This is a genomic window from Rhodospirillaceae bacterium (assembly GCA_002728255.1).
In the GTDB taxonomy this organism is placed as follows: Bacteria; Pseudomonadota; Alphaproteobacteria; order UBA7887; family UBA7887.
The window spans coordinates 63,462-86,638 of record PBWV01000006.1; the positions used below are offsets into that span (position 1 = coordinate 63,462).

General features: G+C 48.1%; 23 protein-coding genes. 14 read left to right on the forward strand and 9 right to left on the reverse strand.

What is annotated here, in order from left to right; genetic code table 11:
* Nucleotides 1–81: 81 nt before the first annotated feature.
* A complete protein-coding gene (locus tag CMM32_01935; protein ID MBT05665.1) occupies nt 82–2,397 on the forward strand; it encodes a C4-dicarboxylate ABC transporter permease in 2,316 nt (771 codons plus the stop codon).
* A 37-nt stretch (nt 2,398–2,434) separates the two neighbouring features.
* Here the strand turns inward: CMM32_01935 and maiA are convergent, their stop codons facing one another.
* On the reverse strand, nt 2,435–3,082 hold the full coding sequence (gene maiA / locus CMM32_01940; GenBank protein ID MBT05666.1) for a maleylacetoacetate isomerase: 648 nt from the start codon (nt 3,080–3,082) through the stop codon (nt 2,435–2,437).
* Nucleotides 3,083–3,296: 214 nt separating this feature from the next.
* Here maiA and CMM32_01945 point away from each other — a divergent pair, with 214 nt between their 5' ends.
* The 3 genes from CMM32_01945 to CMM32_01955 all read left to right on the forward strand — a co-directional run bounded on the left by CMM32_01945 (nt 3,297) and on the right by CMM32_01955 (nt 6,158).
* A complete protein-coding gene (locus CMM32_01945; protein ID MBT05667.1) occupies nt 3,297–4,094 on the forward strand; it encodes an enoyl-CoA hydratase in 798 nt (265 codons plus the stop codon).
* Between the two features lie 188 nt (nt 4,095–4,282).
* Entirely contained in the window at nt 4,283–5,074 is a 792-nt protein-coding gene (locus CMM32_01950; protein ID MBT05668.1) for an enoyl-[acyl-carrier-protein] reductase FabI, read from the forward strand.
* A gap of 7 nt (nt 5,075–5,081) precedes the next feature.
* A complete protein-coding gene (locus CMM32_01955; protein MBT05669.1) occupies nt 5,082–6,158 on the forward strand; it encodes a chorismate synthase in 1,077 nt (358 codons plus the stop codon).
* 257 nt (nt 6,159–6,415) lie between these two features.
* Here CMM32_01955 and CMM32_01960 read toward each other — a convergent pair whose 3' ends face one another.
* Nucleotides 6,416–6,646, reverse strand: coding sequence for a bacterioferritin-associated ferredoxin (locus CMM32_01960; protein ID MBT05670.1), 231 nt, complete (start codon nt 6,644–6,646; stop codon nt 6,416–6,418).
* A 251-nt stretch (nt 6,647–6,897) separates the two neighbouring features.
* Here CMM32_01960 and bfr point away from each other — a divergent pair, with 251 nt between their 5' ends.
* The 4 genes from bfr to CMM32_01980 all read left to right on the forward strand — a co-directional run bounded on the left by bfr (nt 6,898) and on the right by CMM32_01980 (nt 10,344).
* A complete protein-coding gene (bfr, locus tag CMM32_01965) occupies nt 6,898–7,371 on the forward strand; it encodes a bacterioferritin (protein MBT05671.1) in 474 nt (157 codons plus the stop codon).
* Nucleotides 7,372–7,730: 359 nt separating this feature from the next.
* Nucleotides 7,731–8,945 carry a porin gene (locus tag CMM32_01970; GenBank protein ID MBT05672.1) on the forward strand — a complete coding sequence of 405 codons (1,215 nt, stop codon included), beginning with the start codon at nt 7,731–7,733 and terminating at the stop codon, nt 8,943–8,945.
* A gap of 102 nt (nt 8,946–9,047) precedes the next feature.
* On the forward strand, nt 9,048–9,602 hold the full coding sequence (locus CMM32_01975; protein ID MBT05673.1) for an FMN-binding protein: 555 nt from the start codon (nt 9,048–9,050) through the stop codon (nt 9,600–9,602).
* A 31-nt stretch (nt 9,603–9,633) separates the two neighbouring features.
* Nucleotides 9,634–10,344, forward strand: a complete 711-nt coding sequence (locus tag CMM32_01980; protein MBT05674.1) for a hypothetical protein — start codon at nt 9,634–9,636, stop codon at nt 10,342–10,344.
* A 34-nt stretch (nt 10,345–10,378) separates the two neighbouring features.
* Here the strand turns inward: CMM32_01980 and CMM32_01985 are convergent, their stop codons facing one another.
* The 4 genes from CMM32_01985 to CMM32_02000 all read right to left on the reverse strand — a co-directional run bounded on the left by CMM32_01985 (nt 10,379) and on the right by CMM32_02000 (nt 13,218).
* A complete protein-coding gene (locus CMM32_01985; protein ID MBT05675.1) occupies nt 10,379–11,128 on the reverse strand; it encodes a TlyA family rRNA (cytidine-2'-O)-methyltransferase in 750 nt (249 codons plus the stop codon).
* 49 nt (nt 11,129–11,177) lie between these two features.
* A complete protein-coding gene (locus CMM32_01990; protein MBT05676.1) occupies nt 11,178–12,044 on the reverse strand; it encodes a farnesyl-diphosphate synthase in 867 nt (288 codons plus the stop codon).
* 23 nt (nt 12,045–12,067) lie between these two features.
* Complete coding sequence (locus CMM32_01995) at nt 12,068–12,328, reverse strand: exodeoxyribonuclease VII small subunit (protein ID MBT05677.1); 261 nt, start codon at nt 12,326–12,328, stop codon at nt 12,068–12,070.
* A gap of 110 nt (nt 12,329–12,438) precedes the next feature.
* Nucleotides 12,439–13,218, reverse strand: coding sequence for an enoyl-CoA hydratase (locus CMM32_02000; GenBank protein MBT05678.1), 780 nt, complete (start codon nt 13,216–13,218; stop codon nt 12,439–12,441).
* A gap of 257 nt (nt 13,219–13,475) precedes the next feature.
* Between CMM32_02000 and mmsA the strand changes: the two genes are divergently transcribed.
* The 5 genes from mmsA to CMM32_02025 all read left to right on the forward strand — a co-directional run bounded on the left by mmsA (nt 13,476) and on the right by CMM32_02025 (nt 19,275).
* On the forward strand, nt 13,476–14,972 hold the full coding sequence (mmsA, locus tag CMM32_02005; protein ID MBT05679.1) for a methylmalonate-semialdehyde dehydrogenase (CoA acylating): 1,497 nt from the start codon (nt 13,476–13,478) through the stop codon (nt 14,970–14,972).
* Nucleotides 14,963–16,138, forward strand: a complete 1,176-nt coding sequence (locus CMM32_02010; GenBank protein ID MBT05680.1) for a cell division protein ZapE — start codon at nt 14,963–14,965, stop codon at nt 16,136–16,138. The genes mmsA and CMM32_02010 overlap by 10 nt, the downstream gene beginning before the upstream one ends.
* Before the next feature lie 82 nt (nt 16,139–16,220).
* Nucleotides 16,221–17,195 (forward strand): malate dehydrogenase, encoded by a 975-nt coding sequence (gene mdh, locus CMM32_02015; protein MBT05681.1) that lies wholly within the window; start codon nt 16,221–16,223, stop codon nt 17,193–17,195.
* Between the two features lie 32 nt (nt 17,196–17,227).
* A complete protein-coding gene (locus tag CMM32_02020; protein MBT05682.1) occupies nt 17,228–18,391 on the forward strand; it encodes an ADP-forming succinate--CoA ligase subunit beta in 1,164 nt (387 codons plus the stop codon).
* A 5-nt stretch (nt 18,392–18,396) separates the two neighbouring features.
* Complete coding sequence (locus CMM32_02025) at nt 18,397–19,275, forward strand: succinate--CoA ligase subunit alpha (GenBank protein ID MBT05683.1); 879 nt, start codon at nt 18,397–18,399, stop codon at nt 19,273–19,275.
* A gap of 46 nt (nt 19,276–19,321) precedes the next feature.
* Here the strand turns inward: CMM32_02025 and CMM32_02030 are convergent, their stop codons facing one another.
* The 3 genes from CMM32_02030 to CMM32_02040 all read right to left on the reverse strand — a co-directional run bounded on the left by CMM32_02030 (nt 19,322) and on the right by CMM32_02040 (nt 21,807).
* Nucleotides 19,322–20,251 carry a recombinase XerC gene (locus CMM32_02030; GenBank protein MBT05684.1) on the reverse strand — a complete coding sequence of 310 codons (930 nt, stop codon included), beginning with the start codon at nt 20,249–20,251 and terminating at the stop codon, nt 19,322–19,324.
* Nucleotides 20,252–20,318: 67 nt separating this feature from the next.
* Nucleotides 20,319–20,942 (reverse strand): hypothetical protein, encoded by a 624-nt coding sequence (locus CMM32_02035; GenBank protein MBT05685.1) that lies wholly within the window; start codon nt 20,940–20,942, stop codon nt 20,319–20,321.
* Nucleotides 20,943–20,946: 4 nt separating this feature from the next.
* Nucleotides 20,947–21,807, reverse strand: a complete 861-nt coding sequence (locus tag CMM32_02040; GenBank protein MBT05686.1) for a hypothetical protein — start codon at nt 21,805–21,807, stop codon at nt 20,947–20,949.
* 446 nt (nt 21,808–22,253) lie between these two features.
* Between CMM32_02040 and CMM32_02045 the strand changes: the two genes are divergently transcribed.
* The gene (locus tag CMM32_02045) at nt 22,254–23,171 is read left to right on the forward strand and encodes an ArsR family transcriptional regulator (GenBank protein MBT05687.1); all 918 of its coding nucleotides are present in this window, start codon (nt 22,254–22,256) and stop codon (nt 23,169–23,171) included.
* Nucleotides 23,172–23,177 lie beyond the last annotated feature (6 nt).

Genomic DNA, 23,177 nt, shown 5'->3' on the forward strand with positions numbered 1-23,177 from the left:
AGATTCATAGAACGGGAGATACTCGGCTATTGGCGGCAGAGTATTGAAAGTACTGTTTTTTGGCGAGGCGGGATTGTTTTGATGATGTTGGGAAGGGCCGGTATTGGTTTGAGCGGTTCGACTGCCCGATGGGTATCGGTTTTTGTCATATTGGCACTCTTCGGGGTGGATAGATTTGCTGGGGCTGAGCTACAGGCGCTCCATTTGTCTTTTATAGGTGTCTATCTTTTTTTGGTGCTAGCGGCTATTTTCCTTCCTCTAGTGGAGGGGCGTTCGGCTAACCAAGTTTTGGATGGGATAGCTCTAGTCAGCGTATTTATTGGCATCGGCTTATACAGCTTTGAAGTGCCAACCTTCGATGAAACAATACCTTTTGTGTTGGCCCCGACTAACGGGCAGTTAGTATGCTTAATATTATTATGTGGCAGTGCCTTCTATGCGGTGGTCAAATTACTGTTGCCACTTTTCAGCGATTTTGGTTTTCTGGGGCGTGACACCATTCAGGTGGCTGGACAACGAGTCCTCCCAGTTCGATCTAGGCTGTTTGTTCGCTTGTTCTCCGCTCTAATAATCATTTATCACCTAGCTGCAGCGATGTTCGGGGCTCCTGAAGTTATGAAATTCCGGCCCACTCACGTTGCTATGTTTGTTTCATTGATTTTTCTTTTGTATGCCTACAAGAGGAGCGATCAGGGAACTTCTGTTCCTTGGTTTGATTGGGTGCTTGCTGGTTTTGCGTGGGTCCCAACTGCATACATTTATCTGAATTATTTTTATGTGGTTGATCGTTATCCATATGTGTCAGAATTTACCATGGGGGCATGGCTGGCTGGTATTATAGCCCTTGGAACCACCATCGAGGCATGTAGGAGGGCCGTTGGGTGGACTCTTACCTTACTCTTAGGCGTTTTTATACTGCATAGCCTCTTTGGAAATTTCTTCCCTGGCCCACTCAATCAGGCAGCGGTGGAGCCTAAGCGTTTGCTTGATCACTTGTTTATGACGACCCAGGGCCTTTACGGATCAATAACTGGGATTTCAGCCACCTATGTGTTGATGTTTGTCCTTCTTGGAGCACTTTTGGAAAAAGCCAGGGGTGGGGAGTTATTTATGAACCTTGCTACGGGCTTGATGGGAAGACAGCCGGGCGGTCCAGGAAAGGCGGCGGTTTTGGCGAGCGGTATGTTTGGCTCCATCTCAGGCGCCGCGGTGGCAAATGTTTATGCAACGGGTACTTTTACTATTCCTCTGATGATAAAGACGGGCTTTAAGCGTCGGTTCGCAGCAGCTGTCGAGGCTGTCGCATCTGCGAGTGGTCAATTAGTACCACCGATTATGGGCTCTGCAGCCTTTTTGATAGCTGATTTTACGCGTCTTCCATATGTAGAGGTTGCTAAATCGGCTGCACTTCCAGCCTTTCTTTATCTATTTGCTGTGTACTTTATGGTGCATCTGGAGACGAAAAAATTCGGCCTGCCATCTATGGCACCCAATCTGGTGCAACAGGCTCGTCGGGAAATATGGTCGGATCTCCATATGATCCTGGTCTTGGTAGTAGTAGTAGTTCTTTTGCTTGATAGGACAACNCCNTTCTTTGCNGCTTTTGCNGGGGTCTGCTCTATTCTNCTGTTTNCTCTNCTNAGTTCGCGCACACAATTAAACTTGGAGCGCTTGNTGGATGGGTTTGAGGTNGGAGCNCGACGGATTGCTCCCATAGCTGGAGCACTTTTCGTTGCGGCGCTGGTTGTGGGAACCATAGAATTAAGTGGATTGGGNCTTCGGTTTACNTCAATTCTCATTAACNTAACGGGCGGAAGTTTGCTTCTCACGCTTATTCTCGTNATGGTTAGTTGTATTTTGCTCGGTATGGGCTTACCAACCTCAGCCGNGTATATGATAGTNGCTATCTTTGGNGCTCCTGCTCTGGTTAAGCTTGGGATTGAACCTTTAGCAGCNCACTTCTTCGTNTTTTATTATGCCATAATTTCGGCAATTACGCCGCCNGTNGCCGTTGCGGCCTACGCTGCCGCGACTATAGCAGGGACTCCATTGCAACGAACCGGCTTAGAGGCCATGAAACTAGGTGCAGCAGTTTATCTGGTTCCATTTGTTATGGTTTATAGCCCTGCCCTTCTCGCCATTGGTAGTCCAGTGGAGATCGTCCAGGCGTTGATCACAGGTATTATTGCGGTGGTCTCGCTGGGTATGGCGGTGCAAGGGTTTTTGATTACAAAATTACAAGTCTGGGAACGAGGTGCAACGGGGCTTGCTTCAGTATTGCTTTTGCATGGTGCCTGGGAGAGTGATGCTTTGGGTGGAATATTGGTTATATTAATCATAATCAGCCAACGGTATAAAAAGTTGGTGGGGAGTGATAACCAAAATACGGTAGGCTAACCCTTTTCCTAGGCGGAGGGAGTGGCGCTTGCTCTCGTCACTCAGCATCTTCCTGATTTTGCGGTTCGGCTTTTTGAAATTCCTCCATGGCAAGACAATTTGCGTTAATGCGGGTGATTATGGGATAAGCGCTAAGATCGCAGTCAAATCGGTTGGCGTTAAACACTTGCGGGATCAGGCAAATATCGGCCAGGCTGACCTGGGATCCGAAACAGAATTCAGCGGTCTCAGTTTGTTGCTCGAGCATAGTTTCTATTGCTTTCAGACCAACAGAGACCCAATGTCGGTACCATTCATTTTTTTGGGTTTCATCTATTCCCATTTTCTGGGTCAGATATTTTAGCACGCGTAAATTATTGATAGGGTGGATGTCACACGCCACCGCTAATGCGAGCGCGCGCGCATGGGCCCGGTGGATTGGTAATTTTGGAAGAAGAGGGGGATCTGGGTAGAGCTCGTCCAAATATTCTAGTATAGCCAAGGATTGGGTTAGCTGCTCCCCGTTTTCCTCGATGGTAGGCAGCAGGGACTGGGGATTGACCTTTGTATACGGCTCATGGAATTGCTCACCGCCATTTTTGGTCAGGTGGATTGCTTCTGAGGTCCATTCAATTTTCTTAAGGTTAAGAGCTATGCGAACGCGATAAGCAGCGGATGATCGGAAATAGCCGTATAGTTTAAGCATTATTTTGTGCCATGCTGGTTATGTGTATTTTGCTAAAGTTAGCCAGTTAGTGTTAGAGACTAGCTCCTAATGTAAAGCCTAGATAGGCTGGTTAGCAAACATTCATAAAACTAGTCTTCCAACCGAGAATCTTAATACAGAACGAAATGATAGATATTTTGGAAGAGATAAAATTCAAATTATGGGCCACGCGCCCTGAAAATGGAGGGTTATAATGGCGGATCTAGAGGTAAAGAGAGATGGAACGATTGCAACTTTGACAATGAATAGGCCTGCGGTGCGGAATGCGCTTTCTATGGACATGCGCGCGGATCTAGACGAGGCTCTGCATGATATTGAGTTTGATGAACAAGTTAGGTGTGTGGTTCTTACGGGTGCAGGCGAACATTTTATGGCTGGTGGTGATGTAGCCCAGATGAATGAGTACCTCAAGGGGCGTGAAGCGGAGGAGGTAGAAAAATACTTTCTACACCGCATTCACAACCTTCATCCAATTATGTTTTCCATGAGGAGAATGCCTAAACCCATAATTGCGATGGTTAGGGGGGCTGCAGCGGGAGCAGGGGTCTCACTAGCGGCTGCTTGCGATCTGATTATTGCCGAAGAAGATGCCTTTTTTACGCTTGCATATTGCCATATAGGCACTACTCCGGATGGCTCCTCCTCTTTTCACTTGCCGAGAGCCATAGGACTCAAAAAGACTCTGGAAATGACACTGTTGGGCAACAGATATACCGCTCGGGAGATGTCTGATATGGGGTTGGTAAACTTTGTTGTCAAAGCGGATGAGTTGGACGCGGAGTGCGCAAAGTTAGCCGAAAAATTGGCGGCAGGGCCCACGTTTGTGTATGGTAAAGCCAAGGCTCTTATGTACCGAAGTTTGGAGAATGAGTTTGAAGCTCAACTTCAGTTGGAGGGAGAGTGTTTCGCTGAGTGCGCCGGAAGAAGTGACTTTCGGGAAGGCGTTGAAGCGTTTATAGAAAAGCGGAAAGCAAACTTTACGGGAGCCTAGTTAGTTGGTTTGGGTTATATTAGCTGGCACAAGGCGTGCCGTTGGGATCCGGTCTTTCCCCTATTTCCTCTCTTGGTGTAGGATATTGGAAAGTTTGGAATAATAGATAGTGGCAGTCAGGGGTATGTTATGGGGGCTATAAAATGAGTGAGCCAGAGCCAGCCGTTGGAGAAGCGGTAGCACCGCTGATGGCAGGAAAAAGAGGCCTAGTTATGGGTGTCGCCAATGATCGTTCCCTTGCGTGGGGCATTGCTCGATCCGCGGCGGAACACGGGGCTGAATTAGCCTTTACTTATCAGGGGGAGGCTCTTGCGAAACGGGTGGGGCCCCTAGCTGAATCTGTAGGTTCTAATCTTCTGTTGCCCTGCGATGTAAGTGATGATGTCGCGCTGGATTCAGTTTTTTCTGATATTGAGAATCGTTGGGGAGGGTTGGATTTTGTGGTTCACGCCATCGCATTTTCGGATAAGGAAGAACTTAAGGGACGATATGTGGATACGAGTGCCGAGAACTTTTCTCAGACAATGCAAATCTCTTGCTACTCCTTTACAGCCGTTTGCCGTCGCGCCGCATCTTTGATGAAAGAAGGAGGAAGTTTGCTCACTCTAAGTTATTATGGTGCCGAACGCGTTATTCCGCACTACAATGTCATGGGAGTTGCAAAAGCTGCCTTAGAGGCTAGCGTGCGTTATATTGCGGCTGATTTGGGTGGTGATGGGATCCGTGTTAATGCTATTTCAGCGGGGCCGATAAAAACATTGGCAGCCAGTGGCGTCGGTGATTTTCGATATATTTTGAAGTGGAATGAACTCAATAGTCCGCTTCAGCGCAATGTGACAATTGAAGACGTTGGGGGAGCGGCCCTGTACCTCTTGAGTGACCTTAGCTCTGGGGTCACCGGGGAGATCCATCACGTGGATGCAGGTTATCATGTGGTTGGAATGAAAAGGCCTGACGCTCCGGATATTTCTACGGTGTGAGTGGCTGATGCCAGGTAATTCGTTTGGGCAGGCGTTTAGGTTCACGACATGGGGTGAAAGCCACGGGCCACAAATAGGTTGCGTTGTGGATGGAGTGCCACCCAAGATAGAGCTTTCGGAAGAAGATTTGCAGTATTGGCTAGACCGGCGTCGACCAGGTCGCTCTCGTTATACAACACAAAGGCAGGAAGCAGACTTGGTTAAAATTGTCTCAGGGGTGTTTGAGGGTTATACCACTGGGACCCCCATAGGCTTGATTATATGTAACGAAGATCAACGGTCGCGAGATTATGGTGAAATTAAGAATAAGTTAAGGCCGGGTCATGCAGACTATACATATTGGGCCAAGTATGGGATCCGGGATTATCGAGGGGGTGGTAGGGCTAGTGCCCGTGAGACAGCAATGCGGGTTGCGGCCGGTGCAGTTGCGCGAAAAATTCTTGGGGAAAAGATAAAGATTCGGGGAGCCCTAGTCCAGATGGGAGATCAGCCAGTTAGGCGTGAATCGTGGAATTGGGATGAAGTAGAAAAGAATCCATTTTGGTGTCCTGATGCGCAAATTGCTTCGGAGTGGGCAGAAACTTTAACAACAATTCGAAAGAAGGGTTTGTCCCTGGGTGCTATGATAGAGGTCGTGGCGACCGGAGTTCCAGCAGGATGGGGGGAGCCTGTTTACGATAAATTGGATGGCGATTTGGCCAAGGGTTTCATGACGATAAATGCCGTTAAGGCAGTCGAAGTTGGCGCTGGCTTGGATGTTGTCACGATGACGGGGAAAGAGAATGCTGACGAAATGCGAGCAGGTTTTGGTGGTGGACCCGAGTTTCTTTCTAACAATGCTGGTGGCATCCTTGGTGGCATTAGTACAGGGCAAGAAATAGTGGCCCGCTTCGCGGTTAAGCCAACGAGTTCTATATTAGAGCCTGTCCAGACGATCGATCTGGATGGGGTGGAGACAGAAATTTCCACCAAAGGTCGCCATGATCCATGTGTAGGCATAAGAGCAGTTCCTGTCGGGGAAGCAATGATGGCCTGTGTTTTGGCCGATCATTTTCTTCGCCATCGGGGGCAAATGGGCCAATAAATTAACTGGTCAATGTCCTGAGATTCCACTGCAGCAATACCTAGCAATAGGACGTCGTTCCGTGCCGGCATTACAACCTTAATTTTGGATGTTCCTACTTAGAGCATTTAATGTCTCAGGGACAAGATCTTTAGTTGCCGGTTTGGAAGGTTTATTTGCTGCTTGTATCCCAGGGTATTTAGTAGGATGGGGTTGGTTGTAATCTTCCAAGCAGGGCTGCAATTCCTTTAGGCTGCAGGCCTGGCCACAAAAACAATCTAAAACTCTCTCGCTAATAGGGGAGATTTGAACACGGACTGGGATGATGGCCTGGCGGCGGGTTCCTGCCGAGTTTTCAATGTAATGGCGTCAGTAATTTCTGTGTTGCATTTGCCGCAGCACGGGGCGAACTCAAAATATTCATGCACCTGGATCCAAGTTTTGGCGCCATCGTTAAGCGCAGTTTGAACCATCCGTTCCGAGATGCCATTGCAGTTACATACATACATACTGTTCGGTTCCTCCCGCGGGGATAGTATCAAAAAAAGTATGCGAATGCGAGTCGTTATCACACTGTCTTATTGTCGGCGTCTTCCTCTATATAGTATTCTTATTGTTATTGGGTTCTAAATAGGGGGCCTGGCCTGACCCTTCGGAAAAGTGTCGTAAGATTAAAAATTTTATAGGGTGCAGGGAGATGTTTATTTTGTCTTGGTGTTTGTTGGTTGTTTGTTCTGAGAAGAGAAAAGGAGATTAAATTGTGAAGGGTGAAGCCAAGGTACTGGAACAATTGAACCGCATTTTGACCAATGAACTGACTGCGGTTAATCAATATTTTCTTCATGCCCGAATGCTAGAAGACTGGGGCTTTCTGAAGTTGGGTGAGAAGGTCTACCAAGAGTCTATTGGGGAAATGAAGCACGCTGATTATATTATCAAAAGAGTTCTGCTCCTCGAAGGGCTGCCGAATATGCAGGATCTGGGTAAGCTCAAAATTGGCGAAGATGTACCCGAAATATTCAAGGCGGACTTGGCAGTAGAAATGGCGAATCAGGGTTGCCTGAAAGAAGCCATCGCCATATGTGAAGGGCTGGCTGATTTTGTATCTAGGGAAATCTTCGAAAAAATTCTCGAAGACACTGAGGAGCACATAGACTGGATCGAGACCCAGCAGTTTAGGATAAAGTCCGTAGGTTTGGAAAATTACCTGCAAGAGCATATGGGGGCGGGGTAAGTAGGATTTAGCTAACCTAACCAACAATAAGTGCAAATAAGAATTATTCGCATTGACAACATGCCTCAACATGGCGTATAACTCGAATTGCTTGTTTAGGGGTGGCTAGTCCCTTCTCGCCAGCCTAAACAAGCCCTTTGCTCATCTTTACCTGCATATAGTGCCCGCTAGTTGTCGTCGACTGGCGGGCGCTTTTGTTTAGGTCGTAATTTGGGCGGCCAAACTGGGGTGGGGTTCTCGTCTGTGGTATAAATAACACAGTCGCTTGGTTTAGATGAGAATGACTCTTAAAAGCATTGCGAATGAGACTGCATATCATTATCTAATGGAGAATTATTGATAATAAAAGGCATTCTCAGATGAAGAATAAAGGAAGTAATGTAATATTTAGTGCGGCCACCATCGGGCTAGGCCTCTGTGTTGCGTCTGCGCAAGTTTTTGCGGAGCCGCCTACTGCGGAAGAAATGTGGGATAAAATCCAGGAGCTCGAAATGAAGGTCGAGACTACTGGTGAAATGATAGAGGAGTCGGGTTCGGGTGGCCATGGCCACGGAGGCGGCGACCTTCTGTGGGGCGGCTATGCTGAAGTGCATTACAATGCGGGTGACAAGCAGCAGATTGACGTCCATCGTTGGGTGCTTTTCACTGAGTATGAATTTAATGACAAGTTACGGGTGATAGGCGAATTTGAGCTGGAACACGCGCTGGCGGGTGACGGCAAGCCTGGTGAGGTTGAACTCGAACAGGCATTTATCGAATACAATAATGCTCCTACTAACCAACTTTATGCGGGAGTTGTGTTGGTTCCAGTGGGTATGTTGAACGAAACCCATGAACCACCCACCTTTTTTGGCGTTGAACGTGACCGGGTCCATTCTCAGATTATTCCTACTACTTGGTGGGAAGCGGGCGTGGGTTCCAAAGGAGAGTTAAGTGAAGGATTGGGATACGATTTCTTTTTTCACTCTGGACTTGAGGTTCCCACCACGGGTAGCAGCGCTTTTGCCATACGGAGTGGTCGTCAAAAAGTTGCCGAGGCTGTTGCAAACAGGCCAGCTGCAACATTTCGGCTCCGGTATGCTGGCATGCCAGGGCTCAACCTGACAGCTGGCATACAATATCAGGACGACCTGACACAGGGCCAGGCAGAGCCTAATACGGACACAGATTTTGATACAAGCGCCTATCTGTACAATGCGACCCTCGACTATCGCAATGGTCCTGTGGGGCTTAAGGCAATGTATGCCGCCTGGGATATGGATGGTGGAACCACGGGTGTTGGTGCAGCATCGTTTGGCAGAGATGAGCAATGGGGGTATTTTATTGAGCCTTCCTATCGCTTTGCTGTTCCTGGCGCGGGTGGCGATGGTGAGCTTGGGATATTTGCCCGCTATTATGCCCTTGATACTAAAGCTGGTGACAGTACTGGTAGTGAAGAGGATGGGATTACTGTTGGGTTCAACTATTGGATCCACCCTGATGTCGTCTTAAAGGCAGATTACGATGAGGTGAGCATCGAAGGCAGCAATAGTGATGATGACCGCCTGAACCTGGGTATTGGGTGGCAGTTCTAGCGTCCGTTCGTAAATATAGAAATATGCGAATAGTTCGCATTACTATTGTGAATAAGAACGACTCTTAGTATATGAGGGGACTGAAAGGTCCCCTCATTTTTCATGACTGGTTTCAGGATGAACTCTTTCAGGATGCGCCCGTATATAGTTTGTTGTTTTTTAGTGCTGATTTGTGGCGGTCACGAACTCGGAGCCGAGGAGGTGTACCTAGAACCAACTGAGTTCTTAAAAGAAGTCTTCGGATCTCCATTGCCGGAACCAGAGGTGTTGTGGATAACCAAAGACCGAAAGGCTATAACCAGCAGGATCATGTCCCATGGGAAGGGGGCAAGACGGGTTAGATATTGGATGGACGATTCTCGTAGCGCCTGGATATTAGAGGAGATTGGCAAGGTAAAGCCTATTACGACTGGTTATGTCGTGAAGGGTGGGAAAATCGAACGAGTTGCAGTTTTGATCTACCGTGAGAGCCGGGGTTGGGAGGTCAGACACAAATTCTTTACGGATCAATTCGTGGGGGCTACGGTTGATGGCGATTACCGGTTAGACCGCAGAATAGATGGTATTTCGGGTGCTACGTTGTCGGTGAGTGCTTTGACAAGACTGGGCCGCTTGGCACTCTATTTAGCCGAGGAGATTGATACTGAGACCAAGTAGTTGGAAGGTTTTTGACCGCCGTTACCGGATAATGCACCTTAACCCCTGGATATTTCGCTGGCATGGTAATTTGGGGGTGGTTGCTTCCGTGCTTGTGGCTATTCTCATCATCACTGGGATAGCCCTCAACCATACTGAGCGATTAAACTTAGATAGCCAGTTCGTTGGTAACGATTGGCTTTTGACCTGGTACGGGATTGCCCCTGAAAGGTCGCCTGTCAATTTTCGGGTTGGGAGCCGCTGGCTGTCGGAAGTAGATGGGGGCTTGTTTATGGACGCAGTCCCTGTGCCTTCATTTAAGGGTTCATTGGTAGGGGCAGTGCAAGGCGACGGGGTAATAGTTATTGCAAGCCGCGATACCATCTATCTCGTTGAGGATAATGGACAATTGGTTGAGAAGCTCAGCTGGAAGGCTGGAGCCATTAGTCGTATAGGGCACTTAAAGGCGGCTATCTACATCCAGTCGGGAGAAGACAATTTTGCCTCTTTGGATGGGTTCTTAACGTGGAAGCGCTCAGTTGAAGAACCTGAATGGGCGTTGGCTCAGGAAGCGCCAGCCGAAGTTAAAGAATCGGTGCTGTTGGCGTTTCGTGGTAGGGGCCTCCCTTGGGAGCGCGTGCTGTTGGATCTCCACAGTGGTCGTATTTTGGGTTCCTGGGGATCGTATTTAATGGATGCGGCGGCAGTAGTACTGCTTTTTCTAGTGATTTCCGGTATCTACAATTGGTACATTCGGCGTTAGCTCAAGCCCATAAGTTTCCATGGCCGTTCAAAACTCACGACTGAAGTTGCGCCACGATTAAGAACTCCCGATTTCCCTTGGGACCGGTGATTGGGCTTGGTTCAATCCCGAGGGGTGTCCATGGTGTTTCTATTGTGATCCAGCTGTGGATTTTTTTGCAAGCGGAGTTGTGGAGTTGGGGATCACGGACGACTCCCCCCTTACTGATGTGCTCTCGGCTCGTTTCAAATTGTGGTTTGATTAGTGCTATTAGGAAAGCGTTAGTTTTTGCGAATGTGAGCGGGGTGGGTAGAATTTTGGTTAGGCTAATAAAACTAGCATCACATGTGATTATTTCAATTGCTTCCGGGATTTGTTGAGAGGTGAGATGGCGGGCGTTGGTCCTTTCGAGCGCTACAACTTTTTCCGTGTTTCGCAGACCCCAGTCTAGCTGTCCTTTTCCACTGTCTATGGCATATACTTTTTTAGCCCCCTTCGACAGGAGTACATCTGTAAAACCCCCAGTCGAAGATCCGATGTCCATGCAAACCTTTTGATTTATAGATAGTTGGAAGTGGTCTATCGCATGAGCAAGCTTAATTCCTCCACGAGAGACCCACGGATGAGGCTTCTCCCGCAAGTGAATCTGGATGTCCGCTTTTACCTTATGTCCTGGTTTGTCCAGGCGGGTACTGCCGTGAAATACGAGCCCGGCCATGATGCAAGCTTTTGCCTGCGTTTTGGTTTTAGCCATTTGACGTAGGACAAGAAGGTCATCAAGTCTAAAGATATTGGGGGTTTTCATCTATTGAATTTAAGAAGAGGTGTGCTTCATAGGGTTGGTAAGAACTCAGTTAGTGGTTTCGCACAAATAAAAATCGGGTGACTTCACGGAGGAGTTCTGCTTTCTCACCAAAACATTCGAGGTAGCCTAACGCTTGCATTGTCATTTTTTGAGCTTCCCTCCTAGCCTCGTTTGTACCCAAGGAGTTGACTAGAGTTGCTTTGCCAGCGTCTGTATCTTTTCTGAGTCTTTTTCCGACTTTACTGGAGTTTCCTTCTATATCAAGGAGATCATCAACGATTTGAAAGGCCGACCCCAAGGAACTTGCGTATCCTTTTAGTGCATCTCTCTCCTTTGGAGTAGCGGAACCCAGGACAGCCCCCGCATCAACTGCGAAACATATCAGGGCACCGGTTTTAAGGCCTTGCAGGTGTCTAATCTCTGATGGAGCCATGGTTTGGCGTGGGGCTTGAAGGTCTATCGCCTGCCCACCGATCATTCCATTTATACCAGCAGCTTTTGCTAATGCGAGGGTGAGTTGGGAGCGCATATTGGAGCTAATCCCGCTGTTGCTACCATTCAAAGTTGCAAATGCCAAGGTAAGTAAGCCGTCCCCAGCGAGGATTGCTAGCCCATCACCAAACACCTTATGGTTAGTGGGTTTCCCCCTACGGAAGTCATCGTTGTCCATCGCGGGCAAATCATCGTGTACAAGAGAATAACAGTGGACCAACTCAATTGCTGTTGCAACGCACAGGGCTTGTAATTTTGGGACAGAAAACAGAAGAGAAGTTTGAATAGTTAAGAAAGGACGTAATCTCTTTCCGCCCCCAATTGCGGAGTAACGGAGTGATGCCATTAGGTTTGCTAAAGGGCCTGTCTCAGCAGGAATGAGCTTCTCCAGCTCCTCGTCGATGGCGGCTGCTGTTTCCGCCATTGCATTGTGTAACGAGTTCAAGGTTATTTTTCTTTTGGGAGTTCGTGAGTTACGCTGCTAATGCTGCCTGCCTCATCCAATTTGATGCGGCTAATTTTTTCCTGAGCATCACGTAGTTTGTCATCACAATGACGTTTGAGGGCGGTTCCTCGCTCATAGGCAGTGATAGCATCGTTCAAATCCGTATTTCCGCCCTCTAGGCGACGAATTATTTCTTCCAGCTCAGCTAAGGCCTCCTCAAAAGTCATTTTAGTAATCTTGGCGACGGTGTCTTTTGCTGGCATGGTATTCCTCGAAGTTATTGTAAGCTATAAAAAACCACTTTTGTTCCATCGTAATTTACTAGCCAACTACGTTAGCTCATTCGATGGGTTTCCCAATATATTTCTCGATTTTACTCAGCTTTCCATTTAGGTGGGCGTTTTTCCGAAAATGCCTTTGGTCCTTCAACGAAGTCCGAGCTATCGTAAAGGGCTTGAACAGCAGGATAAACTTCTTCCATTGCATTTTTTAAATCTGGCTGTCTTAACCCCTCATACACACTTTGTTTGGACGCACGAATTGACATGGGTGAGCACTCGAGAATTTGGTTGGCCCAAGTTCGGGCGACATCTAGAAGCCGTTCCGGTTTTGTTACTTCGTTGACAAAACCAAGTTGTTGGCCCTCTGCAGCTGTTACCCTCCGGCCAGTTAAAATCATCCCAAGTGCTTGTTTTTGAGGGATAATACGCGGAAGCCGGTGTAAACCTCCGGCGAGTGCGGCTAGGCCAACTCTGGGTTCAGGCAGTGCAAAAATAGCGTTATCTGATGCTATAATGAGGTCACAGGCGAGGGCAATCTCAAAGCCGCCGCCCATTGCAAAGCCATTCACGGCCGCGATAATTGGTTTGTTTAGATTGAATCGTTCTGTCAGACCCGCGAAGCCGTTGGCTGGACGACCACGGGGGCCCCCGGCAGCCTGATATTTCAGGTCATTTCCTGCGCTAAATGCCTTATCACCGGCCCCAGTAATAATCGCAACCCATTGTTTTGGATCTGACGCGAATTTGTCAAACACTTGATCAAACTCTATATGTGCGGGTGCATGTAGTGCATTGTAAACATCAGGGCGATTGATAGTAATTAGGGTGATTGGCCCATCTTGTTCCATGTTAACAAACTCATATTCCGACATTGGGTACCTTTGGATTTGTATTAATGATTATCCCCTATTGTAGTGATTATTCACCTAATAGCTACGTCCACGGAAGCTTGTTGGAATTGATTCTTGTCCTATTTTGGGGTGCTTGAGCGGGTTGGCGGGGCCTTTTGGAGGATTTTTTTATTTTATCGGACAAGCCGTTAGAGTAACAACTTGCGTGGGCTGAGTGAAGGGGCTAAGCCTTATTGGGAAAATCAAATTAGGTGTAGGCCTGACCGGGGGGAGTGAATATGGCAAAGAGTTTGTACCATTGGATTAGCGGGGAAAAACTGCATCAACAACGAGGTAAATTTGGGGATGTTTTTGATCCAGCGACAGGAGATGTGGTGTCTCGGGTTCCATTCGCAGGTGTTGAGGAAATATCAGCCGCAATAAATGCGGCTACTGAAGCCTTACCAAACTGGGCAGCCACTCCTCCAATTCAGAGAGCTAGAGTTATGTTCCGTTTTAAGGCTTTGCTTGAAGAGCACATGGATGAAATAGCAGTCTTGGTTTCGTCGGAGCATGGTAAAACGTTGGAGGACGCGCGAGGATCCATCACTCGAGGCTTGGAGGTTGTTGAATTTGCTTGTGGTATCCCTCACCTTCTCAAGGGTGAATTTACGGAACAGGTGGGAACGAACGTAGATTCTTACTCACTACGACAACCAGTTGGTGTTTGTGCTGGCATAACTCCCTTTAATTTTCCTGCTATGATTCCTCTCTGGATGTTTCCTTTGGCCATTGCTTGTGGCAACACATTTGTTCTTAAGCCGTCCGAAAAGGATCCGTCATGCCCATTGTTCTTGGCACAATTGCTCCATCAAGCTGGTGCCCCAGCTGGTGTTCTAAATGTCATCAATGGCGATAAAGACGCTGTTGCCACACTGCTGAATGATCCAGGCATTGATGCAATTAGTTTTGTGGGATCAACCCCGATAGCAAAGTATGTTTATGCAACCGCCGCTGCCGCTGGAAAACGTGTTCAGGCCCTAGGAGGTGCTAAAAACCACATGGTAGTTATGCCGGATGCTGACCTCGAGCAGGCAACAGACGCTTTGATGGGAGCAGCTTATGGTTCGGCAGGAGAGCGCTGCATGGCGGTATCTGTTGCGGTTGCTGTAGGCAGTTCTGCGGACCCACTAATCGAACGTTTGGCCCCCCGTGTGAGGAATTTAAAAATTGGACCTTACTCCGATTTAGAGGCGGAAATGGGACCTGTGATAACCAAAGAAGCCTTAGCGCGAATAAAAGGTTTGGTAGATGCAGGAGTAACTGATGGCGCCGAATTGGTAGTGGATGGCCGGGATGTTAGTCTACAAGGCTACGAAAATGGCTTTTTCCTTGGTGGATGTTTGTTTGATAAAGTCGTGCCTGAGATGAGTATCTACAAGGAAGAAATTTTTGGTCCAGTGCTTTCCGTAGTTCGTGTTCCCGATTATGAATCAGCTCTCCAATTGGTTAGGGACAATCCATTTGGGAATGGGACGGCAATTTTTACCCGTGATGGCGACGCAGCTAGAGATTTCTCTAATCGGTCAAACATTGGAATGGTCGGCGTTAATGTCCCGATTCCTGTTCCGGTCGCCTATCATAGTTTTGGTGGGTGGAAGGACTCAATGTTTGGTGCATCAAACACTCATGGAATGGATGGTGTTAGGTTTTACACGAGGTTGAAAACGGTGACCTCCCGGTGGCCTTCAGGCATACGTCAAGGAGCTGACTTCTCAATCCCAACATTGAAGTGAGCTGTTTACCAGACGTGGCTAGAGTCACAAACAATGCAACTGACCTGACTAGGTTTTATTCCGAGCGGGTTAGAAGTGGCGACCTTCAGTGGGATCCGCAACAGGAGAAGGCTGTCCGGGTCCTTTCACAATTTATCAACAGCCTTTCTGCAACTGACGATGGCCCCAGGAAACTGTTTCGCTGGTGGCGTCGGTCCCGTTCCGCCAAGGCCACCGGGAGGCCCACAGGCATTTATCTCTTTGGTGGGGTAGGGCGTGGAAAGACAATGCTAATGGATATGTTTTTTTCTTCTGTAAAGTCCACTCGGAAGCGGCGAGTGCACTTCCATATTTTCATGCGGGAAGCGCACCAATGGATACATGCCCGGCGAAAAAAGGGCAAAGAGCAGGATGATTTTGAGGATCCTATTATCGCATTGGCACATTCCTTATCGAAGAAAATTGATCTGCTCTGCTTCGACGAATTTGAGATAAGTGACGTTGCTGACGCGCTAATAATTCGCCGAATATTTTCTAGTCTTCTCGATAATAAGGTACGGCTTGTCACCACCTCTAATTGGTGTCCTGAAGACTTATATTCTGGGGGACTACAGAGAGAACTATTTATTCCATTCATAGAGCTTTTGAAGGAACAGATTGAGCTTATTTTCTTGGGTGATGGTGTTGACTACCGCCTATTAGGGTTGAGCTCTCGGCGGGTGTATTTTAGTTCCATAGATGATGCCGCACACATTGCATTAAGAGGACTGTTTGACACTCTTACCGGTGGGGGCGATAGTAGGTCGGAAGAGCTTATGGTGGAAGGTAGGCTTCTACACGTGGGACGGGCAAACAAGGGTGTAGCATGGTTTAATTTTGGTGAGCTCTGCGAGGAGGCCGTGGGAATTGCCGATTACCTAGCAATTATTGATCGATTTCATACCTTGGTTATATCTGATATCCCTATCATGCGGCCGGAGCAGAGAAACGAGGCGCGTCGTTTCTCCGTTCTTATCGATGTGCTATATGAGCATAAAGTCAAATTGGTATGTAGTGCTGCTGGTAAACCGGAGGAATTATATGTTCGTGGCAAGGGGGCCCGCCAATTTATTCGGACCGCGTCGAGATTGCGAGAGATGCAAACTTCAGCTTATTTGTCTCAGGATGCCCGCTTGAGAAATTTGTAGCTGAGAGACTTGCCCTTAAGGCAAGTAATAGGGTACCTACCGGACGTTCAAAGGAATAATACCTTCAGGGAGGCATAGTGGAATGGCTCGAAAAAAGATTGCTCTAATAGGCGCTGGTAATATTGGTGGTACCTTGGCGCATTTGGCGGGACTACAGGAACTCGGCGACGTTGTATTGTTCGATATTGTGAAGGGCGTTCCGCAAGGGAAGGCTTTGGATATAGTGGAGGCCTCGCCAGTCAGTGGTTTTGATGCAAAGTATGTGGGCACAAACAACTATCGGGCCATCCGAGGTGCTGATGTTGTTATTGTGACCGCGGGGATCCCTCGTAAGCCAGGCATGAGTCGGGATGATCTCGTTAGTGTCAACACAGGTGTGATGGAGGCAGTTGGAGCAGGTATAAAGGCAAATTGCCCGAACGCCTTTGTCATTTGTATTACTAATCCACTAGATGCAATGGTTCTGGTTTTGCAGAAAGCTAGCGGTTTGCCTCATAATAAGGTTGTTGGGATGGCCGGTATTTTAGATTCAGCCAGGTTTCGGTATTTTCTGGCGGAAGAAATGGGCGTTTCGGTAAAGGATGTAACAGCCTTTGTTCTAGGTGGTCACGGAGACACAATGGTTCCCTTGCCTCGCTATTCTACTGTTGCTGGGATTCCTCTTCCGGATTTGGTTAAGATGGGCTGGATTTCTAAAACCCAACTAAGTGAGATTGTGCAGAGAACTCGAGATGGAGGGGCGGAAATAGTTAAGTTGCTAAAAGCTGGTTCGGCATTTTATGCTCCAGCGACAGCCGCCATTGAAATGGCAGAGGCTTATATAAAAGATCAGAAACGGGTGCTTCCATGTGCAGCTTTTTTGAACGGGCAGTACGGTGTTAAAGGAATTTATGTTGGGGTCCCTGTCATAATTGGTTCTAGGGGGGTCGAGAGGGTCGTGGAGATAGCTCTCAGTAGAACTGAAATGTCACAATTTCAAAAATCAGTAGTCGCTGTGAAGAACCTTGTGGCATTAGTGAAAAAAATACAAAGGCGGAAGAGATTTGCCCGTTCATAACCTGTTCTGGAAATGAAGTGGAAACTACTTAAATGAATATCCATGAGTATCAGGCAAAAAACCTTCTCCGAAAGAGTAACGTTTCAGTTCCAAATGGTAAGATGGTTTCTGATATTAGGGAGGTAGAGCAGGTAGCCAAAGAGCTCGGGGGACCGGTTTGGGTGGTAAAGGCTCAAATACATGCTGGAGGCCGCGGTAAAGGGGGTGGAGTAAGAATTTGTCATAGTGTTGAGGCTGTGGTTGAAGCCGCTGCTGCAATGATTGGAATGCAGCTTGTGACCCCTCAAACTGGATCAGACGGCAAGACAGTCAGAAAAATTTATATTGAGGATGGGTGCGAGATTGAGCGGGAACTTTATGTTGCGGTTCTTTTGGATCGTAATAATGCTCGTGTATCATTAATAGGGTCCTCGGAAGGGGGGATGAATATAGAGGAGGTGGCTGAGCACAGCCCAGAGAAGGTCAGCAGAATAGCCGTTGACCCGATGATTGGCCTGAAACCTTTCCACGCCCGCAATCTTTTGATGACATTAGGCATAGAGGGGCAAACACTTGATGCAGGTATTGAATTTATAACGGGCCTTTATGATCTCTACACTTCGACCGATGCTAGTCTGGTGGAAATAAATCCAGCCGTTGTAACAAGAGACGAGAGGATTGTGGCGTTGGATGCGAAAATTAATTTTGACGACAATGCCCTGTTCCGACATCCGGAGATACTGGCCTTGAGGGATGTAGATGAGGAAGATGAACGGGAGCGAATGGCTGAGGACCAAGGTTTGAATTACATAAAACTTAATGGAAACATTGGTTGCATGGTGAATGGTGCGGGATTGGCAATGGCCACGATGGATATCATTGAGTTATTTGGCGCTAGCCCCGCAAACTTTTTAGATGTGGGTGGTGGAGCGACTGGTGATCGGGTTAAGGCAGCCTTCAAAATTATTTTAGCTGATCCGGCCGTAGAGGGGGTTTTAGTTAACATATTTGGGGGAATTATGAGATGCGATATAATAGCGGAGGGCATAGTAGGGGCTGCCGAAGAAGTGGGCCTAGAGATTCCACTGGTCGTTCGGTTGGAGGGCACTAATGTAGAGTTGGGAAATAAAATTCTTGGTCGATCGGGGCTCAAGGTGACAACCGCCGGTGACCTGTCTGATGCAGCTAAGAAGATAGTCAGTGCGGTTAAGAGGTAGTTGTAATGTCGATTCTGGTTGATAGCAGCACTCGTGTTATATGCCAGGGTTTTACGGGTAAGCAGGGTACGTTTCACTCCGAGCAGGCGATAGAATATGGCACTCAATTGGTTGGGGGTGTCACCCCTGGGAAGGGGGGGCAACAACACCTTGGAAGGCCAATTTTTGATACTGTCCAGGAAGCGGTGGAAAAAACACAGGCTACCGCTACTGTTGTGTATGTTCCTCCGCCATTTGCGGCTGCTGCCATATGTGAGGCAATTGAGGCTGGTATAGAGTTGGTGGTGTGTATTACGGAAGGAATTCCGGTTCAGGATATGGTCTTCTTGAAGCGGCAATTAGCAGGTAGTGGTACTCGATTAATAGGACCGAATTGCCCTGGNATTATAACTCCTGGACAATGCAAAATAGGGATTATGCCTGGTCATATTCACGAGCCAGGAAAAATTGGAATCGTTTCACGATCTGGCACATTGACCTATGAGGCTGTGGCACAGACGACGGCTGTCGGCCTTGGTCAAACTACTTGCATTGGGATTGGGGGAGATCCGGTAAACGGAACCAGTTTCATAGAGTGTCTTGAACTCTTTATGGCTGATTCTGAAACGGAAGGGGTGGTTATGATAGGNGAAATAGGGGGGTCTGCTGAAGAAGCCGCTGCTGAGTATCTGCAGAGCCTTGGTGATAAGCGAAAACCAATGGTGGGTTTCATAGCTGGGACTACTGCTCCTCCAGGACGGCGCATGGGTCATGCTGGGGCTATCGTGGCCGGCGGGTCAGGCGGGGCTCGGGCCAAAATCAATGCCCTCAAAGGAGCGGGGGTTCATGTTGTCGGGTCGCCAGCCGAAATGGGTGTCGCTATGCTGGCGGCTCTGAAAAAGTAGAGTGTTTTTCTTCTATTGAGGGGCGGGCACATCGAGGTCGTTAGGATCAGGCCTTTGCACGCGGGTGGGCGTTCCGAAAAACCCCGCGGAGTTCCCTGTCGGCAACAGTCGTGTATTGCTGCGTTGTAGAAAGGCTAGAATGGCCCAGCAACTCTTGGATGATCCGTAAATTTCCGCCGTTTGATAGTAGGTGCGTTGCAAAGCTGTGCCGAAGCCCGTGAGGGGTCAGGGCGTCCCCCATATTTAGCTCCTGCCTCAGGCTCCTGACTAGTTTTTGGACGACTCCAGCGTTAAGTCGTTTTCCTCTTGTCCCTAGAAATAAGGCTGTCCCATGGCTAAAGTGATAGGGGCACTGATNCTTATATCTGGCAACCCGCTCTCTTATAAGGGGAAGGATAGGGACCATCCTTTGATGGTTTCCCTTGCCATTAATTATCAGTGTTTCGGGATCACCATCGAAAACGCTGGCGTTAAGGCTTAGTGCNTCGCCTATTCTGAGCCCAGCGCCATATAACATGGTCAAGAGGGCCTGGTCTCGCAGCCCGATCCAGTGCGCTCGACCGTGCCTTTTTGAACCGGCTGCATGGATGACCTGTTCTATTAGTTCCAAGTGGGTGGAATGGGGCAGCGGCTTATCCATTTTGGGCCTTCGTATGGCTGATATGGCTGCATTCTGGCCGTATTTTTCTTTATCCAGAAAGTGAAAGAGATTTCTAACAGAAGCTAGAGCCCGTGATCTCGAGCGCGGGCTCAGCCCTTCATTGTGAAGTTGTGTTAACCAAGCTCTAAAATCGCGGATGTGCAAGGATGTTAGTTGGTCTAAGCACATTGCAGATCCTTTGTGGGAAGCAAGAAAAGCTAGAAATCTTTCAGCGTCCCGATGATAGGCAGAAAGCGTGTTTTCTGCTAGCCGGCGTTCTGTCCTAAGCCAAGTTTGCCATTCAATAAGTGCAAGCCGGAGGTCAGTATTCATCATATTCAGGGAAAACAGATCCTCTCAACTGGTTCGCNCCATGAGATGCTTCTGCCGCTATTCGACGCCATTATGAACGGCCTTCTTCGGCCGTAGCGTTCATACCTTCTAGTCGAGCAATGAGCGCTTCCACCCCCTCACGTGCAACCAGCGAGGAAAATTCCGACCGTTTCGTCGTGACCATGCTTACTCCTTCGGTTGCTATGTCGACTATTTTAAGCCCCTTGCTGGTTTGGCGAACACGCCAATCCAAACGCAGAGGCAGGGCTCCTTCCCGAGATATATGGGTAAATACCACAGTGTCTTTTTCGGTTAGTGGGGCAGATTTTTCTATTTCCAATATCTGACCATTGTACATGCCTAGTCGATCTGAATAGACACTGATAAAATGACTCAGAAACGCATTGGAGAACCTTGTTCTCTGGCCAGTTGTTGTTGTGCGCCAATGCCTGCCTAGCACTAATCTTACTATAGTAGGCATATCAAAATCATGCTGCACCAAGCTTTGAAGCTCAGCTTCCCGCTCGGCTCGGTTTTCGATTGGCAGTTCCAGTATTTTAATTGCTTTATCGACAAGGGTGCTTACAAATTTAGCTTGCTCGGTTTCTGTGGAAGCGATGGCGCCTATCCTTCCAGATGCTAGTAAGCAAGGAAGTCCGATAAAGCTAAGTAAGCAAAAGCGGCGCCGCAACATCAGTTCAATTCACATACGATAGTTCGCTATCGTCCGGGAGGTCCGGCGAATGTCCGTAAAACGGATCAGGTTCAGGGNCATTGCCATTATGGATTAAGTCATTCCTCTTTTGCCGATATAGGCTCCGAATTGCCGCATAAAAGTCAACTGAGTTACGCTCGATATCATCAAGGGTTTCAATGTGTCGCGACCGCCTTTCAATAATATCAACCGCTGTAAGGGTCCAGGTGATCCACTCAAGATCAGAATTTTCTAGAGCAATGGCCGTTGGGTCTACAAAGAACTCTATTCCCTTTCCTATGCCATCCCTAATTGAGGATGGCCCAATCAGAGGCAGCACTAGGTAAGGGGTGTTTTCTATGCCCCACACAGCCAGGGTTTGGCCAAAATCTTCCTTGACCGGGTCCAATCCAATCGTTTCTGCTACGTCAATCAAGCCCGCTAGCCCGACGGTGGTGTTTATGAGCAAGCGGCCTACGGCTGTGCTTGCTCTGCTGAACTCCCCTTGCAGGAGGGAATTTGCCGCATTAAGTGGCTCCCCTAGATTGCCAATTGCATTCTGTACTCCGGATCGGAAAAAATTTGGGAAAACCCACCGATAGCCCTGAGCAACGGGTTTTAGGATAATTCCATCGAGAAGCATATTGACCTCAAATACCCCACGGTTCATGGGTTCTAGCGGATCATTAATTCTCTCCCACTCACTATACGCTTCCGGATCTTTAGGTGGGGTCGCACATCCGCTCAGTCCAGCTAAGAGAATGCCTACTAGCAATGGACGGGCGGCCAACTTAAAGGTACTTAGGTGGTTCAATAATATATTCCTCAGAAATGTTCGACTACCTAACACGCAATACTTCCCCATCCTACAAAACGCTGTGGCCCAGCGACAAGACCAATTTTAGACGCTATTATAAGAGGCCATACGCAGAGCCTCCGATCCCTAACNGAGCACTATGCTACTGTTGAGGGACGCCGACTACCAAGTCTTAAAGTTCGGTACCACAATCGGGCAAAAAACACTAGCTTGACCTACTAGAATACTATGGGTCCCTTTTAATCCGTTGTAAAAATACGTCACATTCCAAAGTATTTTGTTCCCTCCTCTCCCAGGACAGTCGCCCAAACTTAAGCTCGTCTACTTTCCACTTTTTAAGAACGAATAAAAGTACAAAATAGCACAAGTGGGTCTTTCAAAAATTAGTATATCAATATATATTGATTTATCGTAATAACAGACGACATTGAATGTGAGGTGGCATTTTGGAGTCATTGCTGCAGAAATTTCGTGCCGTGGCGGAGCCGACCCGGATGAGATTGCTGGTTTTGTGCTCAGCAGAAGAGCTCACTGTTAAGGATTTGACAGAAATTCTTGGGCAGCCGCANTCTGGTATATCCCACCATCTTCGGCAATTGTGCGATTGCCATCTTCTGGAGCGAAGGCAGGAAGGTACATGGGCCTTCTATAAAATTAGCTCAGACGCCGCCAGTCGGGCGCTGGCGAAAAATATCCTCGACCTCCTTCCGATAGGTGATGAGCAATTAGTTTCGGATCGGGAACGTCTCAGAATCTTGAGACGTGAACGTGCATCGGAGGCTGAGCTCCTTTTTTCAGAGCTTGCTCCTAGGTGGGATGAAGTTAGGAGGTTCCATGTTGACGAGGTGAACGTCGAGTCCGTTTTGAAACAGTGTCTTTCGGGGAGGGAGATTTCGGATTTGTTAGACATAGGCACTGGGACAGGACGGATCCTAGAAGNTATGGCNGATGATATAAAGAGAGGCGTGGGCATCGATACCTCTCGTGGAATGCTAGGCCTTGCTAGAACCAAGTTACGGCGTGCCCGAGCCAACAACTGTCATGCTCGCTTCGGGGATATGTATAAAGTGCCGTTTGCTAGGGCTTCCTTTGACGTTGTGGTTCTCCACATGGTTCTTCATTACGCTGAGGAGCCCNNAAGAGTGTTGAGGGAAGCCGCACGTGTTCTCCGCCCTGGAGGGCAATTGGTTGTTGTTGATTTTGCTTCTCATCAGCTGGAGTTCCTCCGAAAGGACTACGCTCATCGGCGACTTGGATTTGAGGAAAAAGAAATGGCGGCTTGGTTTCAAACGGCTGAGTTGGAGTTCGAAAATTTTGCCANATTAAAAGGTGGGAAACTTACGGTTGTTGTGTGGGTCGGGCGGTTGGGCACTATGCCTTTATCAACCAAATATGCTCGCAGTTTTTGGTAGGATTGG